Genomic DNA, 17,207 nt, shown 5'->3' with positions numbered 1-17,207 from the left:
TAAAACGGTTATGACGCTTATATTAGACACTAAGTGAGAGAACCATGAGCGACAAACCTATTTATGTAACAGAACCATTTCTTCCACCATTAGAGGAATTCATCCCGTATTTGGAGCAAATTTGGGAAAGTAAACGCCTCACAAATAATGGTCCTATGCACCAACAGCTGGAAGAAGCATTGTGTGAATATTTGGGCGTACCTGAGATAGCACTGTTCAACAATGGAACTACTGCGCTTCTTACCGCACTAAAGGCGTTACGAATTACAGGAGAAGTAATAACTACACCATTCACATTTGTAGCCACTGCTCATGCACTAACCTGGAATGGAATTACACCAGTCTTTGTTGATATTGATGTACACACCCTAAACCTAGATCCTAAAAAAATAGAAGCTGCTATTACTCCTCGAACCACCGCTATTCTACCGGTTCACTGCTATGGTAATCCATGTGATGTAGACGCTATCCAAGAGATAGCTGATAAATACAACCTTAAAGTTATTTATGATGCCGCTCATGCCTTCGGTGTTCAAGATGAAGGCGGTAGTATTTTAAGACATGGTGATTTAAGCGCAGTGAGCTTCCACGCAACCAAAGTTTTCAATACATTTGAGGGTGGCGCAATTATTTGTGCAGATAAAAAAACAAAGAGACATATTAACGACTTAAAAAACTTTGGAATCGTTAATGAAACAACTATAGTGGCTACGGGAATTAATGGCAAGATGAGCGAAATCAACTCCGCGTTTGGATTGCTTCAGCTGCATCACATTGACGAAGTAATTCTACGCCGCCAAGTTACTGACCAACTATATCGGGATGGTTTAAAAAACACGAAAGGAATAAGACCGATTGAGTTTTCAAAAAAAAATAAAACCAACTACTCATACTTCCCTATTTTAGTTGAGGATGAATACCCACTCACTCGAGACAAAATCTATAACTTGCTTTTAGAAAATAATATTTATGCAAGACGTTATTTTTATCCACTATTGACTGACCACCCAATGTATAGAAATCATACATCAACGGGTTCAAGTGCTTGTTATTTTCCAATTGCAGCTGAAGCAACTCAAAAAATCATATGCTTACCAATACATGATCAACTTGATTCCGATGCTCTAAAAGAAATTTTGGAAATACTGAACGGAAGTAAACAATGAAAAAAATACTGTTTCTGGGCGGGGCACACATGCAAACCCCTCCTATCGAATATGCACGTAAAGCAGGGCATTATATTATCACATGTGACTACTTGCCTAGCAATCCAGGACATCAATTAGCTCACGAATACTTTAACATATCTACTACCGAAAAAGATAAAATCCTGGAAATAGCTAAAAGTAAAAATATAGATGGCATCGTAGCTTATGCCTCTGACCCAGCAGCACCAACTGCAGCATATGTAGCAGAAAAGCTAGGTCTGCCGGGCAACCCATATGAATCAGTCAACACTTTAGTAAGAAAAGATTTATTTAGAAAATTTCTAGAAAAGAACAACTTTAACACTCCAGAAAATCATGTATTTACAGACTATAAAACCGCACTAACATGGAGTAAAAAGATTGGCTTCCCTGTAATTATAAAGCCTATAGACTCCTCAGGAAGTAAAGGTGTCTATACAATTAAAGATGAAGAAAGCTTCCCATTAAGCTATGAAAATGCTATAAAATATTCGCATACAAAAAAAATTATCATAGAAAAATTTATATTAAGGCAAGGATCACAAATTGATAGTGATATTTTTTTCATAAATGGTGATCTTGCTTTTTGGTATTGGGGAGATCAATACCAAGACACAGAATGCAATGCAAATGCACCTATAGGGATTAGCTATCCTTCAACCCTTCCAGATGATCGCCAGATGCTGGCTGCTTCAGAAATAGAGCGGCTTCTAAAGTTATTGAAAATTAAAGATGGTGCGTTTAACGTGGAATTTATTTTTGATGACAAAGGACAGCTTTGGATTATAGAAATAGGTCCAAGAAATGGCGGCAACCTTATACCTGAATTAATATATAAATCAACTGGTGCCGATCTAGTAAAATGGACAGTAGACACAGCACTAGGCTTTAAGCCACCTCAAAATTTCATTTTTGATAAAATTAAAAGCTGTGCTAGTTACATTTTGCATTCGAATAGAAGCGGCATACTCAAAGAAATTAAATTCTCTGAGGAAATAAAATCTAAAATAACAACTTCAAATAAATATACAGAATATGGAGAAAAAGTTGAAAAATACAACAACTCTCAAAACTCTATTGGCTCTGTGGTAATAGAATTTAAAGATAACGATGAAATGTTTTACATTCTATCAAACATTGAGGACTTTATAAGTGTCGAACTCATTTAGTCAGAACTATGCAGAAATCTATAGCAGCAATAAAAACGGACTTATTGATCTGACTGAAAAGTGCAACCATCCTATTGCCTTCAAGTATGGGGAGGTATTCAGTGCGGCACTAATAAATGCTTTACCGAGTACTGGTAGGATTTTACCAGGTTGGACTTTAAATCAAGATGCACCATTTTATCAGGCTGTGGTTCAAGGAATAAGCGAGAGCGATAATAAAAAAAGCCTGGATAGAATTATAAACTCACTCTCTCTTTTTTACAGTGAGTTTCAACCACAGAACTCACTCGATTGGTTTGGACTAAATCTTCAAAATCCAAATTTAATGAATACACCTCCTTGGGGTAGCGTTCTACCTTGGCGAGCAAGAAGTTCTAAAAGTTATCAAACCGCTATTACTAAGGCGATCTTAAAAGAAAACATTCGCGACGGCTTTTCAGAAGGAATAGAAAGAGGCTGGCCAATGTGCGGGCCTGTGACTTCAGAAAAGCAGACACTAGAAGCAATAAGATTACAAAGACTTATTTTAAGTATAAGAGAAAAAGGATATATAAGAAGTGATGATACCGATGGAGACATAAAAGCCACAGCATTAATAGATAAAGATGAAAAAAACTGGGTATGGATAGTTACTAGTGGTTATCATAGAGCATGTGTATTAGCAGCGCTAGAATATTTAGTTATTCCAATTAGAATAAATAACGTGGTTCATATCAATCATGTTGATTTTTGGCCTCATGTTCAAGATGGTCTATACACACCATATGAAGCAACCGACATATTCTATACTATATTTAATGGAAAAGAGAGAAATTAAACGTGGAAAAACATAACTCATATCATCGAGCACCTTCCAAATTTATCGTGAGAAATAACACCCAGGAAAAGACTTTATATAAAGGATTTTATTATGGAGAGCTTTATGACAAAATGTTTGAAAAGAGCAGATTTAATTATATAAACAGTCACATTAATTACTATAATAAAAGTATAATTGACATAGGTTGCAATACCGGTTTTTTCTTATTTGAAGCACTAGATAATGGTGCAACTAAGGCTGAAGGTTATGAAGGTAGCAAAGCCGCATTTGAATTGCTCAACAAGTATGTTAAGTCATCAAATTACAACATATCCATAAATAATAATTACTATTCCTTTAACGATAAACCTGAATATGTTTATGATGTTGCACATTTATTGAATGTTGTTCATCATTTTGGGGCAGATTATGGCGAAACACTTTCTGATAAGGATTTATCGGACATTAAGGACAACATAATTTCTCAGATAAATAGCATGGCTTACTGGAGTAAGCATTTAGTATTGCAGATGGGTTTCAACTTACATGGTAATTTAAATAAACCTATTTTTAACAATGGAACCAAGAAGGAGATGATCGATTTTATTACAGCCGGTACAAAACAGAAGTGGCAAATCATGAACATCGGTGTAGCAAGAAGTGATAATGGATACATTTCTTACGGGGAGCTAAATGATGAAAATATTCAGCGTGATGACAAGCTTGGAGAATTTCTAAACAGACCCATATTTATTATGAAATCATTAATTTAAGGCATCAATAAAGTCACTTTGGGTTATCAAATATTCAAAAGAGGAAGAGGTCTTTCATTCATTGAACCTATGATAAAGATCTCTCCTGCTTAAATGATCTTAAAACGGCATTTTGAAGTTGCTCTACAATTAAATAATTGTAATGATCCAGTGAATTTCTGCTCAGGGTATTATCCCAAAAGGAGACACCTGTGAGTATCGAGATGAACGAAGACATCAAGCGTTGGACTGCCAAGCGTAAATCGGCCCTGGTGATGGAGATTATCTAGGGCAAGCAAACAGTGGCGGAAGCCAGCCGTGCGTTCGATCTTACCCCTTCCGAGATCGAAGAGTGGGTCGATCAAGCCAAAGCCGGCATGGGAAACGCGCTACGCGCCAAGCCTGAAGATGTTCGCCAACAATACGAGCGCCAGTTGAAGGATCTTCAGGAAGCTTACAGCGAAGCCATGCTGGAGCTACGCGCCCGAAAAAAGTTGGCGTCCCTGCTGGGGAAGGACGAGTCGTGATTGACACGATCCGTCAGGGACTGCGAGACGAAGGATACGATGTTTCTATCAGCAAGCTTTGCCGCTGGTTCGGCTTTCTACGGCGCTCCTGGTACTACTGTGCCGTGAAATCTGCCCCACGGGTGAAGCCCGAGCTGGAGACCTCGATCAAGGCGCTTATCGAGCAGGAGCCCCCCCTTTGGCTACCGTACGGTGGCGCACCTGCTGGGCATGAACAAGAACACCGTTCAGCGCATCTTCCAGTTGCGCGGTTGGCAAGTGCGCAAGCGAGCCGCCGGTTTCCGGCCTCGTATTCGAGCGTTGCCTTCCGTGGCGACGGCACCCGATCAGCGCTGGTCGACCGATCTCTGCCGAGTATGGGGCGGTCGCGACGGGTGGCTGACGTTGGCGCTGGTCATTGATTGCCATACGCAACAACTGCTGGGCTGGCACCTGCCTCGTTGCGGCAAGGCGAGCACGGCCGCCAGCGCTCTCGAACAGGGCTTTATCAGCCTTACGGTTCCTTGGAACGGGTTCCCGAACCCTTCCTGCTGCGCTCCGATAATGGTCTAGTTTTCACGAGTCGACGCTACACAAGCCTGGTTCGGAGTTACGGTCTGCGCAAGAGTTCATCACACCGCATTGTCCGCAGCAGAATGGCATGGTCGAACGCCTGATCCGGACGCTGAAAAAGCAGTGCGTGCATCGCCATCGCTTCGAGACGCTGCAGCATGATATGCGCGTCATCGGAGACTGGATCCAGTTTTATAACCACCGCCGCCCTCATCAGGCGCTGGGCATGAAGACATCCGTTGAAGCGTACGCCCGTGCGTGTGAATTAGTGGCCTGACCTGTGCAAAAACCGCTGGGTCATTACATAATTACTAAGGATTCATGCTTAAACCGTCTCATCAAGAGGGCCAAGCTCTTTTAGTAATCGAATGGCTTTCTCCATGTATTCTTCATTATCCGTAACCTTATCATGCATTCTCAAGAGGCCATCAATTTCAACTAACATTTTCTTTGATCTGATATATTTTTCTAACCTAGGATTAAACTCAAGCAGAGATTGTAGGTTTCTTGACCATCTATCAACATCATTTTTAATGCTATCGACTGAAGATTTCACTTGCATTGCACTATAGGTTCCCTCCCCTCCCCTTCGATAAACAGACATAACATCCGGTAAATATATCACCCCCCGATCAGAGGCTACTGCCTCAAGAAAAAAATCACCAGGGCCTCCATCTAAGCGTCGTCTAAAAACAATATATTCAAGATATTTTTCTTTTTTTATAAAATAAGATGCTGTCGGAGCAAACTGATTCTTAAATTCAAATATAAGTTTTTGAGGCAACTTTCTAATAGTATTTCCATAATAACAAAATAGGTCTTCGCTTTTATTATCTTGAAAAAATATAATTGCTGGATGGATACAAAATAAGGCGTTATGCTTACAGCTCTCTTGATACTGTTTTTTTAGTTTTGAACTATCAATCCAGAAGTCATCTCCTTCACATAGTGCTACGTATTCTCCCTGAATTTTATCAATGTGCTCTTCTTGGCGTGCAACTCCACGGTGATTGAATTCTGCATAGTAAACATCGATTATATTAGGATATTGTTTTTCAAATGCTTTCAATATGCTTCTTGTACCATCAGGGGAGAAGTCGTCATATATTACAATCTTAAAAGCAAAATCAGTCTTTTGTGTAATAATTCCTTTCAAACAATCAAAAATATAATCTTGGTGGTTATAACAAACAACTATGCAAGTGACTTTTACATCATCACTTACCCAAGTGCTTTTTACGTTATCTTGTGTTGGTAGATAAGACATCATATTCATGTATCTCAAGTCACTTTATTTGTAAATGCAATTAAAATCTCTTCTGCATGCTCAGAAAATCTTAATTTCATACGATACGGATCTAATTTTTCTTTCTTCTTAATATAGTTGATATGAGAAAAGACAAAACCAGTCTCGCTTGCATGAGAAATAATTTCACGCATGGTGATTTCACCAACTTCATTAAATAGATGCTTAACTATTACCGTGCAATTATTTTTTTCTTTAGCTAGGGTATTAAAAACATGAGAGATATTGCATTTTTTATCTAAAAAAATCAGACTGGCATCTCGGCTAATATTGTCAAATTTTTGTGGTTCGCTCTGAGTACTTGAAAAATTTAATCCAGAAAATTTCTTGCATATCTCACCTAAACTCATACGGTTTATCTTTTTCTTTGTAATCGACGGCGTTAAACACTCATAGTATAAGTCTTTAACTCCATAAAAAATGGCTGCATCATTAGCTTTCCTTTTGGTAATTTTTTTGTAAGTTCTATTGACTGGAAATCCATATAGCGCGGTCAATCGCTCGACTGCGATATCATTCCCGCCCTTATATATATTTTCTTTCCAAAGGCCAGTCTCATCATTCTCTAATGAAGGCCATTCAATCAAATTAAATTTAATATTTGAACATTTGGCTTTAGCACCATTTAGCGAGGCCATCCAATACAGCCAAATATCGTCAGCCGTAGGGCTAAGTTTCATGAATTTTTCAACATTTACTACATCAGAATGAAACACATGGGGAGGATACAAAACACCTGCGCAGCCTGTCGGTATAATTAGACCGTCAATAGTCTCTTCTGCTCCAACTTCCCATTTCCACTGTCGATAAGCTACTGGCTTATTATTTTGACCCAGAACAATTTTATGAGCACGATGAGCAACGATTGTTTTGCTTTTACCATCCCAACTATTCACTAACTCTTCTAGCCATTTATTCTCGTAATAAATATCATCATCTGCCGTTACAATAAAACTATCTGAATACTCTCTCAGAGTAGGTATTATTTTTTTATAAGAACGTATATCTTCACAGAATCGAATTTTTAATCCGTATTGCTCTAATAATCGCACAGATTGAGGTAAGGCCGATTTGTCCTCCTCAGCAATCCAAAGAATCAGTAGGTCTGGAGAGACATCTTGCAATAATAGGCTACGTAAAGTCAGATGGAGATTGTCAAACCGCGCTTTATAAGAGGTCAATGATACTACCAAATGGCCAGGTAAAAAATGATTTGCTTTAATTAGTGAAAGCTGAGCATTAGCTACCTTATTTTTCAATTTCTCAATAGTTGAACTGGGCTGCTCCTTATTTGTTGACACCTTAGGCAATAATTTCTGCGCTTCAAGAAACGCTATAGCTTTATCTTGATTAACATCTGCCATCAGCTCAAATGCCATGTCATGCGCCGCAAAGCCAGCGCTTAAAATAAAGGCGAGCTTTGTTTTATGTTCATCGCTTAAGGCAGCCATGCGCTCATGGCTTGGCAAAAAGAGCACATCTGCACTCTCCTGCTCGCTGGCACAGGGTGAGCGCTCGCTCAGTTTTTCCGGTAGATGGCTATAGTGGCTGATGTTGTGTAAGCGATAGAACCTGAATTCATTGCGACTCGCCCAATGCTGAAGCTCGGTCAGGTTCGGCTGTTTCTCATGCGTTAACTGAAAGGGGATGCGAACCTGAAGCAGTAGCGTCTGTTTGAGGTATTGCTGGCCATGTTCCAATACGGCGAGAGCATCGCTCATCTCATCCAGAATTAGCCAATCCAGACTTTCAAGCCCCGTGACACTATCAAGTGCGACGGTATTGATTGGTAGCTCGGCGATCTGCTGGGTACTTAAATGGTGGCGTTCGGGTAGTTTCTCTGTTGGCAATGGTGCTAGCGTACTGGTCATTTCGGGTGCGACACATGCATGCAGCGTAGCTGGCTGCCCATCGCCCAGCAGTGCATGCTGGAATAATTGAATCGCCTCACTACCTTCATACTGTTTAGGCTCTTTTATCTCGCTGGCTGGGTCGAAGGCAACGATACCGAAGGCTCCGGTCGACACCATTTGTTCCGCTAACCCAGTTTTGATCAAGCTGGCCCGGTTATCGAGAACGATAATCTTGCCCTTGAACTGCCAAGTAAAATTCTCTGACAGGTGCAGTTTGGTCGTTTGACTTTCATTACCCGATACGTTTCTGGATTTGCCATTGATCAACTGCTCCAGAGAACGATCCGTTTTCAGCTCGGGCTTAGTCGCCCTGCTCGGGAGGCGCTGCCGATGGCGTTTCTTCTGACTGATTGAGAAGTCCTTATTACCGGCACGCTCGCGTACTAAAGGAGCCAAGGCATTGATCAACCTTTCGGTAGCACGATCAATATGATGCCTCTGTTTCCCGACATTGTAGGCTCGAATCACATACTCCTGATAAAGCGCTTCGTCGTCGAAAAACGCCACCGCTGCATCGAATAGCGGCTGTAGCTCTTGCTCACTGAGTAGGTGCTGGTAGGGTTCTTCGTAACACTGTTCGGGGAAATCAAACGCTATCCCTGCATCGCCTGTCATTTCAGGCATGCCGCCCCGGTTGGTGATCAGTGCGGGGATGCCGTTGAGCATGGCTTCGGCAAGTACCCGACCGGAGCTTTCCCACCAGAGGCTAGGCGCCGCCAATACGCGTGCGCGGCTATAGGGGCCCCGCATGTCACTGGTGTTGGCCGTCATGGTCACATTGCTTAGACTGCTGCGCTGTTGGCCCATCCGCTTGGTGGTTTCACGCAACACCGCCGACCAGTCGGCACGGGCCTCCACGACCTCGAGTTCGATGTCCGGTCTCTCGCGCTCCAGCTTTTCAGCCAACTGTACGAAGACGCTTGCGCCTTTTGGCCAGCTTGGATTCACGAAAAGTAGCCGTTTGCGCTCGTGTTGTTCAGCAACGAAACGATCCGAAGCAATAAACTTGCCTACCGGCGTGGAGGTAAATCCTACTTCCTTGCGATACATGTCCGCCGTTGACTGGCTATCGGTCACGATCAGATCGATGTCCCGGCACCAACGCGGCGATTTGTAGTTGCCATTGGCCAGGTAAAACGCGACCGGGATACCGCGATCCCGGGCTTCATCGGCAATCAGCATGTCGACGGTCTGACCGCCGTAGAACCACACGACATCAGGCTTGAAGGAATCCAGAAGATACAAATACTGGCTATACCATAGCCCTTCTTCGTGTGTGGTAAAGTGATGCCGGTTATGACTATAGCTCACCAGCATTTGATGGGTCAGAGGTCCATCTTCCGCGTCGATCAACTGATGCAGATGGGAATCGAGGTCAGCGAACTGCTTCTTGAGAAGCGCCATCCCCTTGGGATCATCGAATACTGTTGCCCCCAACACCTTAATATCGTAACCACAGGCTATGAGTTGCAGCAGCATTTGGCGCACGGTCATGCTGGCACCGCTGGAAGTATCCATCAGACAGAAAGGATTAGCCCACAACAGGCGGGGCTTGCGTTTTTGACTAGCAGAAGGAGTATTCTTGACCACGAAGCAGCTCACACAGAAAAAAGGCGATATGCCTAGTTTACTGTGCAAGCGCTCGCTGCAAAGGTTTGAATGCAGCTGTATTTACATTGGTTTTCAAACCATAAACTCTAACGATCTGGGCAGATACGCTTATCATGCTGATAACTACCACAAAGGCTACAACGTCTAGCCTCCGGACAGGTTTGAATATTGTGCCCAATGCGGTTGCAATAAGAGCAACGTTGGGGCTTGGGACAATTCCGCGCCGTATGGCTTCCTGAACCACATACTGAACATGCCACTTTTTCTTCCCTTATCTCTCACACAATAAAACGGGGCCAAATGGCCCCGTCGTTACTTTCTGGCACAACATACCGGCTAAGGAATTAGCCCAGCAGAGACAGTACGGACTGCGGCGTCTGGTTAGCCTGTGCCAGCATGGAGGTGCCCGCCTGCTGAAGGATGTTGGCACGGGTCATGTTGGAGACTTCGACGGCGTAGTCGGCATCCTCAATACGTGAGCGTGCTTCGGACAGGTTGGTCGTCGTGGTTGCCAGGTTGTCGATTACTGAGTCAAAGCGGTTAAGAGTGGCACCCAAAGTCGCACGGTTGGTGTCGAGTGCCTCGACAGCTGTATCAACAGAGTCAATCAGGCTTTGGAAGTTTTGATGCGCGGTACTACCACTTGTAGCTGTACCATCTGTGGAGCTACCAGCTATAAAGGTGCTGCCTGAAAGACCGCCACCGCTCAAGCCCAAGCCCGAAACTGTAGCATCCAAGGTAGATACTGTAATAACGTCTTCAGAATCGATATTAGCGCCAACCTGAATCCTCAAAGTACCGCCGCCACTAACGTTCAGCAGGCTCGTGCCGTTGAAGTTGTTGCTGCCAGCCACACGATCAATCTCGGCCAAGCGCTCATTGATTTCAGTGGTAATGGCCGTACGATCTTCATCCGTATTGGTATCATTGGCACCCTGTACCGCCAGTTCGCGAATACGCTGCAGGTTGTCGTTGATCTGATCCAGACCGCCTTCCATGGTCTGCACCAGAGAGATACCATCGCTGGCATTACGGCTCGCCTGATCCATGCCCTTGATTTGAGCGGTCATCTTGTTGGCGATGGCCTGACCGGCAGCGTCGTCGGAGGCGCTGTTGATGCGCAAACCAGAAGAGAGACGCTCTTGCGCTTGAGCCAGCATGCTTTGTGAAGAGCGCAGGTTGTTCTGGCCGATCATGGAAGTGATGTTGGTGTTGATTACAGACATGGTAGTTCTCCTGAAAGATTAACCGGCCCTGTGGCCTGCTTGGCGGCGCTTGCATCGCCGTTATTATAATTAACGGCGCCGCACTCCGTTTCTTTAGCCCTCTTCACTATTTTTTTTCAAAAAATTAGGTACCGAAACGTAAAACGGGACCTTGAGGGCCCCGTCGTCAGTATGTAACGCCGTAGCGTTCAGATAGCACTAAGCGCGTTATTTCTTCTGCATATTGCTCAGCATATCGAACTGCTGGCCCAGGTAGCTACTCATGGAGTTCATCTGAGCAATCATGCCGTCCAGCTGGGCAAACTGCCTACGGTAGCGCTCCACGTTTCGTTCGATGCTGGCCTCCATTCGTTCCTTGCGTTTATCCAGGCTATCGATGCGTTGCTCGGCGCTAATCACTGAGCTCTTGATAATGCCGTCTTCTGAGGTAATGGTGGTCAATGTAGCGCTCAACCGTCCTGCAAACCCTGCTTCCTTGCTATCACCGGCGAAAAAGGCGGATAGGCCTTCAGGGTCATTGGCAACGGCGGCGTCGAGCTTTTCTTCATCGACCTTCAAGCGCCCGCGCTCATCGATAGAGATGCCGATTTCTGACAGCCGCGTAATATCGCCACCCGCCAAGCTGTCGCTGATATCGCGGCTCAACCGGTTTTCGATGGTGCGCACGGTGCGGTCGCCCACCAGCTCTCCCGATGTTTCACCGGCACCATTGAACTGGGTCATGCGCCCTACAGTCGATTTCATTTCGTTGTAGTTGCTAACGAAGTTGTTGATGGCCTCTTTTAATGAATCGTTATCTCGTTCGATGACCAGGATGGCAGGGGATTCCGACACGGCGGTGAGATCGAGCGTTACACCCTCGATCGCACCTTCGACGCGGTTGGTCTTGCTGGTGATCGCGATGCCGTTGACGTTGAGCGCGGCGTCCTGGCCTGGCCGCACCGTCGTGCTATCCATTGAAAGTCCATCGAGACCGGAAAACCCTGTGAGCGAGGCGTCCTTCCCCGTTTCTTTAGAGCTGAGCGCCAAGCGGTATCCGGTTCCGTCGTTGACCAGGGACGCGGTTACGCCAGATTCCTTGTCTGCGTTGATCTGGTCACGCACTTGGGCCAGCGTGCTTCCCGCCTTGATATCGATCTCGTAGCTGCTTTTGGGCGCGGCGCTGCTATCGAACTCACCATTGGTATAGGTGGCGCCGAAATCCAACTTGAGCCTAGTGTCTGTCGTTGTGAGCACCTGATCAAGTGCGACACTTTGCGAGGCGGCGCTTCCGGCGCGGGCCAGCTGAGACACGCTAATTTCAAAGCGCCCGGGGTTGGCCTTCTCGCCCGCCGTGGCCAAAACGCCACTGCCGGTTACCGTGCTCTTTTGCTGTTTGAAGGTCGAGGCATCGTTTAGCGCCTTGACCGAGGTGTTGACCCGGTCCATCGCCGATTCGAGACGCCCATAGGCGGAAATTTTTGTCTTTTGGGCACTTTGCTGCTGTAAAACGGGAGTAAGCTTCTGACGCTCAGCGGCTTTGAGCTGATCCACCAGACCGTTCAAGTCCAACCCGGAACCTACACCAAGCGCGGAGATTGATGCCATGGGTTAAATCCTCGAGTAATAAGTAGCAAAGAGAGTAAGTTGATTACCTTGTTTATCGGCTGAGTGATAACGAACTTTAGCCGCTCCAGGAAAATCCCGGGAAAAAATGCCCGGCGCTGTATGGCCGAGCATCAAGAGCCTTCAAGAGTGCGACCTAGCCCTGGTTGGTTTGGGATAGCATTCCCAGCTGCTGTTCGAGATAGGCACCGGTCTGGTTCATTTGTGCCACCATGCTATCCATTGCCTGAAACTGGGTGCGGTAACGCGCCACGGTCTGATCGATGCGCTCTTCGGTGCGAGCATAGCGCTGCTCGAGCGATTCGACGCGGCTTTCAGAGTTGGCTTTCGCCGTATCGAGACGCCCGCCATCTCCAACCAGGCGCTCAAGAGAGGTATTGATCTGTCCTGCCATGCCGCCTCCTTCGCTGCTACCGGCAAAAAAATCAGCCAGCGCATCCGGCTGGGTAGCAATGACGCTATCCAGCTTGTCATCATCGACCTTGAGGGTGCCATCGGTTTGCAGTGAAATGCCGACATCGGAAAGCACGCTGAAGCCATCACCCATTGTACCGCTAGTGATCGCTTGCCGAAGCTCCCGCTCGACTGCTCGCGTGGTCGAATCGGCGTTCAAGCCACCTGCTTGACCCGTTTCCACGTCAAAGCGGGTGAGAGTGTTCAAGGTACTCTTGAGCTGATTGAAGCTCTCCACGAAGGTGTTCACGTTCTCGCGCAGCGCTTCGTCATCCTGTTCGACCTTGATAGTGTTCGAAGTGCCCGCCTCCGTCAGCGTCAACGTCATGCCTTGAATGGCGCCCTCGACCTGATTGGAAGCGCTGACGATATCGATACCGTTGACGTTGAACGCCGCGTCCTGGCCTTTTTGCACGACCTGAACGTCCGAGGTGATCGCGTCACCCGACAAAATAGTGGAAAAATTGGTGCTTTCGATGCTGGCGTCGACGCCGGTCTCGCTCGACATGACCGAAAGCCGATAGCCTTGCCCATCATTGATGATGGAGGCAGTGACCTGCCCATTTCCTTGATCATTGATGGCGTCTCGAATGCCCTCAAGCGAGCTGCCATCGGCGATCGTAATATCGGGCATGCTTCCCTCAGAGAGTGCGAAGCTTAGCGTTTGCTCACCGCTGACAACGCTTTCATCGGCGCTATCCAAACGCTCTGTCACGAGGCTACCGGCAGTTGCCAGTTGACTGACCTGTACGTCGTACCTGCCCGCCTGTGCTTTGTTTGACGTGACGGCACTAACACCGTCGCCCTCAACATTGGTGGTCAGGCTTTCAAACGACGCCGTATCGTTCAGCGCCTGGGTGGCATCCTGAAACGTGGAAACAGCGCTCTTCAGCGTTCCATAGGCTGAAACGGTGGCATTGGCAGACTGCACCTGCTCTGCAATGGGTTGAAGCTTGGCACGTTCGGCGGTTTGAAGCTGATCCAATAATCCGTTCAGATCAAGTCCCGAGCCAATGCCCAGAGAAGAAATGGAAGCCATCGATTGCTGCCCCTTTGAATAAACTCGCTTGGTCTTTTAGGCGAGCCGAAATTTATCTGTGATAGTGCATTAGCTATCGGCCAACCAAACGACTTCTTTAATCGTGGCGCCACTTTTAACTCAATTAAGGGTTAACTTCTGTAATCTTTGGAATATTTAAATTAATGGATGGCTCCTGCACACCCGCTCTTTGTGTCATTGGGAGCCATACCGCTCTCGGTCATATGCCTCGAATCATGCCTCGATCAAGCGTTGACCGCCCCACGTCTTAGACCTTGGTCTAAAACCTTCTCTTGCTTTACACTTGCAAAACATTGTTCGTTAATCGTTGGAGCCCCTTCATGCCTTGCGACGGTGATACCGCCCCCGCTTTCGTTCACCCTTCCCGGCTGCGTCAGTGCCTGTTCACGCTGGCGGAGCTTCTGCATGACAATGGCCACGTACTGGAAACGGTGACGCTGCCGGGATGCGGGCTGACGAGGGGCGAAATGGCCGAGCTCGAGGCGCGGGGTTCAGGCTGGGCGGCGTGTCGTGAAACGCTCGAGGCGGGGGCGGCGGGTACTACCACCGAAGAGGGCCGCTTCGTGCTGACCCGGCTGGGTCGAGAGATGGTGTTCGATTTGTTTGGTCAGGGCGCGGCGGATTGCGCCTGAACCTGCGAATAAACGTCAAGCCCTGAACGTAAAAACGCCCGCGTATGCGGGCGTTTGTGTTTGGCACAACACTTTAATCAGCGAAGGCCAAGCATCGAAAGAATGAACAGAACGACTACCACCAGGCCCACGATATAGATGATGTTACGCATAACGGCGCTCCTTGCTTTTTGCGTTTAGGAAAATCAAGGGGTTGCTTTCCCCTCAAAGGCAACACCCTCAGATTAGCAGGCTTTTAAGTTCTTTGCCTAATTTGCGTGCGCGGATGTGCCGCACACTCTACGCTTTTCGAGAGACCGCCCGCGTGAACAAGGAGAGCCGATGCGCACGACCGCCATACAGCTGGGAGTGGTAATGTTGTTGAGCCTGCCGCTGGGCGCACTTGCCCAGGGGCCTTCCCCCCAGGCGTTTGCTACGCTCGACGAGCAGGCCGGCGCCCTTTCGCGCCTGCATACGGTAGTGGTGGCGGTCGAGGGCGAGGTCGTGCACGAATTTCACCAGGGCGGGCCGGGTACGCGCACGCCGGCCAACGTGAAGTCGCTCTCCAAGACCGTACTGGCGGCGATTACCGGCGCGGCCATTGAAGCCGGGGTGATCGACTCGACTCAAATGCGGCTGGTGGAGCTTCTGGGTAGCCGCGTGCCCGGTGGGGTCGACCCGCGCGTCAACGATATTACCGTCGAGAACCTGCTTTCCATGCAGGCGGGGCTCGAGCGCACCTCCGGCGAGAACTACAGCGGCTGGGTGGCGAGTTCCAACTGGGTCGAGAACGCGCTGAGGCGCCCTTTCGTCGACGAGCCCGGCGGGCGGATGCTCTACTCCACCGGCTCGAGCCATCTGGTCTCGGCCGGGCTGACCTACTATAGCGATGAATCCACCTACGCGCTTGCCCAGCGCCTGCTGGCCGAACCGCTCGAGATTACCATTCCGCGCTGGCTGCAGGACCCGCAGGGTGTCTACTTCGGCGGCAATGACATGCAGCTTTCACCGCGCTCACTGGTCGAAATCGGCGAGCTTTACCGCCTCGATGGCGTGGTCGGCGGCGAGCGTATTCTGCCGGAAGGCTTTGTGGCGGACTCCTGGACCCCGCGCGGGCGCTCGCCCTGGACCGGCGACGGCTACGGGCTTGGCTGGTTCGTCACCACACTCGCTAATACGCCGGTGTACTACGGGCGCGGCTACGGCGGCCAGGCGCTTTTCGTGATCCCGGCGCGTGACATGACGGTGGTGATCACCTCGGACCCGACCCCGCCGTCGCCGGGCGGGCAGTTTCAGCAGCAGCTGAACCGGCTGGTGGCGAATCTGCTGAGCCACGCCGAAGGATAAAGCGCGGCTTACACCAGATAGATAAGTACCGCAGCGAAGGTGGCCGCGGTAATCATGAAGCCGAGCGCCAGCACCAGGCCATCCTTCGCCACCAGGCCTAACCCGAATAGCGTGAACGCGAGGCCCGCGCCGTTGGCGGTGAAAGGGACGAACTCCATGGGTGGTACCGCCAGTGCGATCAGCACGCAGGCAAGCGCGGTGGCGCGCTGCCCCAGGTAGCCGTTCATCCAGGTCAGGCGTACGCCCATGAGCCCATCGACCCAGCGGCCGGGCTTGCGCATCCATTTGAGCGCCTTATCAAACCCCTTTCGCGACACCGAGCGATTCAAAAGCCAGCCCGGCAGCCAAAAGGCCTTGCGCCCCAGCAGCAGTTGGCTCGACGTCAGCAGCACCAGCGCCGCCATGAGCGTCGGCACACCGGGAATGTCGCCCACCACCGGCGCCAGCACGATCAGCCCGGCCACCAGCAGCATGGGGCCAAAAGAGCGCCGCCCCACGGCGTCGAGGATGTCCTCGACGCTGACGCGGATTTTTTCGTCCTCCATTTGATCCAGCGTATCGAGTAGCTCGGTCAGGCTGGAGGCATCACGGTCGCTACTCATCAGATTGGCGGCGCTCCTCGGCCTGAAGCTTCGCGCGAATGAAATCGCTGTGGCTGACGTACAAAAGGTCCGCCAGCCGGCGAATGCGATGCTCCTCGAGCGGATCGATGCTGCCATCCGCCCAGGCCAGCTGCCACATCAGCGCCACCAGCTCGAAACGCTGGGCGTAGTCATAGTGCTCCTTGATCAGGCTGACGAACTGGTAGTGATCCACCGCTTCGTCGACTTCCGCCTCGGCCAGCGCCATCAGCTCGGCCACCTGCGCCTCGTTCAAGGAGTAGCGCGTCATCAGCATCTGCTCGAGCGCTTTTTGCTCCTCGGCGGTTTGCTCATAGTCGGCGCGCACCACCTCGCACAGAAGCGCCGCCGTGGCCAGCTCCAGCGTCAGGTGGTGGCTGTCACGCCGCTCCGGCTCCGCCAGCACTTCATGAAAAAAATCCCGAATTGCATCGAGCATCGCCGCCTCCTCGCTACCTGAAGATCAAAT

At 48.5% G+C, this 17,207-nt stretch carries 16 protein-coding genes; 9 read left to right on the top strand and 7 right to left on the bottom strand.

Features of this window, described 5'->3' with window-relative positions:
• Positions 1-44: 44 nt before the first annotated feature.
• The 7 genes from ACGK9R_RS01955 (at position 45) to ACGK9R_RS01925 (ending at position 5,263) form a co-directional block, all read left to right on the top strand.
• Positions 45-1,166 (top strand): DegT/DnrJ/EryC1/StrS family aminotransferase, encoded by a 1,122-nt coding sequence (locus ACGK9R_RS01955; RefSeq protein WP_394577886.1) that lies wholly within the window; start codon positions 45-47, stop codon positions 1,164-1,166.
• Entirely contained in the window at positions 1,163-2,356 is a 1,194-nt protein-coding gene (locus ACGK9R_RS01950) for an ATP-grasp domain-containing protein (protein ID WP_394577885.1), read from the top strand. Before ACGK9R_RS01955 ends, ACGK9R_RS01950 begins: the two co-directional genes overlap by 4 nt.
• A complete protein-coding gene (locus ACGK9R_RS01945; protein WP_394577884.1) occupies positions 2,340-3,173 on the top strand; it encodes a hypothetical protein in 834 nt (277 codons plus the stop codon). Before ACGK9R_RS01950 ends, ACGK9R_RS01945 begins: the two co-directional genes overlap by 17 nt.
• 2 nt (positions 3,174-3,175) lie before the next feature.
• Complete coding sequence (locus ACGK9R_RS01940; protein WP_394577883.1) at positions 3,176-3,928, top strand: hypothetical protein; 753 nt, start codon at positions 3,176-3,178, stop codon at positions 3,926-3,928.
• 281 nt (positions 3,929-4,209) lie between these two features.
• The gene (locus tag ACGK9R_RS01935) at positions 4,210-4,434 is read left to right on the top strand and encodes a hypothetical protein (protein ID WP_394577882.1); all 225 of its coding nucleotides are present in this window, start codon (positions 4,210-4,212) and stop codon (positions 4,432-4,434) included.
• Between the two features lie 210 nt (positions 4,435-4,644).
• The gene (locus ACGK9R_RS01930) at positions 4,645-4,986 is read left to right on the top strand and encodes a hypothetical protein (protein ID WP_394577881.1); all 342 of its coding nucleotides are present in this window, start codon (positions 4,645-4,647) and stop codon (positions 4,984-4,986) included.
• 88 nt (positions 4,987-5,074) lie between these two features.
• Positions 5,075-5,263 carry an integrase core domain-containing protein gene (locus ACGK9R_RS01925; protein WP_394577880.1) on the top strand — a complete coding sequence of 63 codons (189 nt, stop codon included), beginning with the start codon at positions 5,075-5,077 and terminating at the stop codon, positions 5,261-5,263.
• 48 nt (positions 5,264-5,311) lie between these two features.
• Here ACGK9R_RS01925 and ACGK9R_RS01920 read toward each other — a convergent pair whose 3' ends face one another.
• The 5 genes from ACGK9R_RS01920 to fliD (ACGK9R_RS01900) all read right to left on the bottom strand — a co-directional run bounded on the left by ACGK9R_RS01920 (position 5,312) and on the right by fliD (ACGK9R_RS01900) (position 14,139).
• Complete coding sequence (locus ACGK9R_RS01920; protein ID WP_394577879.1) at positions 5,312-6,262, bottom strand: glycosyltransferase family 2 protein; 951 nt, start codon at positions 6,260-6,262, stop codon at positions 5,312-5,314.
• A 5-nt stretch (positions 6,263-6,267) separates the two neighbouring features.
• Positions 6,268-9,795, bottom strand: coding sequence for a glycosyltransferase (locus ACGK9R_RS01915; RefSeq protein WP_394577878.1), 3,528 nt, complete (start codon positions 9,793-9,795; stop codon positions 6,268-6,270).
• A gap of 365 nt (positions 9,796-10,160) precedes the next feature.
• Complete coding sequence (locus tag ACGK9R_RS01910) at positions 10,161-11,042, bottom strand: flagellin (RefSeq protein ID WP_394577877.1); 882 nt, start codon at positions 11,040-11,042, stop codon at positions 10,161-10,163.
• Positions 11,043-11,249: 207 nt separating this feature from the next.
• The gene (fliD, locus tag ACGK9R_RS01905; RefSeq protein WP_394577876.1) at positions 11,250-12,629 is read right to left on the bottom strand and encodes a flagellar filament capping protein FliD; all 1,380 of its coding nucleotides are present in this window, start codon (positions 12,627-12,629) and stop codon (positions 11,250-11,252) included.
• Between the two features lie 154 nt (positions 12,630-12,783).
• Entirely contained in the window at positions 12,784-14,139 is a 1,356-nt protein-coding gene (fliD, locus tag ACGK9R_RS01900; RefSeq protein WP_394577875.1) for a flagellar filament capping protein FliD, read from the bottom strand.
• Between the two features lie 341 nt (positions 14,140-14,480).
• On the opposite strand from fliD (ACGK9R_RS01900), the gene ACGK9R_RS01895 reads away from it, so the two are divergent.
• Positions 14,481-14,792: a hypothetical protein gene (locus tag ACGK9R_RS01895; protein WP_394577874.1), complete on the top strand. Its 312-nt coding sequence runs from the start codon at positions 14,481-14,483 to the stop codon at positions 14,790-14,792.
• Between the two features lie 321 nt (positions 14,793-15,113).
• A complete protein-coding gene (locus ACGK9R_RS01890; protein WP_394577873.1) occupies positions 15,114-16,118 on the top strand; it encodes a serine hydrolase domain-containing protein in 1,005 nt (334 codons plus the stop codon).
• A gap of 8 nt (positions 16,119-16,126) precedes the next feature.
• Here the strand turns inward: ACGK9R_RS01890 and ACGK9R_RS01885 are convergent, their stop codons facing one another.
• Together ACGK9R_RS01885 and ACGK9R_RS01880 are read right to left on the bottom strand one after the other, a co-directional pair.
• Entirely contained in the window at positions 16,127-16,720 is a 594-nt protein-coding gene (locus tag ACGK9R_RS01885) for an exopolysaccharide biosynthesis protein (RefSeq protein ID WP_394577872.1), read from the bottom strand.
• Positions 16,713-17,177: a TerB family tellurite resistance protein gene (locus tag ACGK9R_RS01880; protein ID WP_394577871.1), complete on the bottom strand. Its 465-nt coding sequence runs from the start codon at positions 17,175-17,177 to the stop codon at positions 16,713-16,715. Before ACGK9R_RS01880 ends, ACGK9R_RS01885 begins: the two co-directional genes overlap by 8 nt.
• Between the last annotated feature and the right edge of the window lie 30 nt (positions 17,178-17,207).

The organism is Halomonas sp. HNIBRBA4712 (genome assembly GCF_043558675.1).
Classification (GTDB): Bacteria; Pseudomonadota; Gammaproteobacteria; order Pseudomonadales; family Halomonadaceae; genus Vreelandella.
This window is presented reverse-complemented; position numbering and strand designations above follow the sequence as displayed.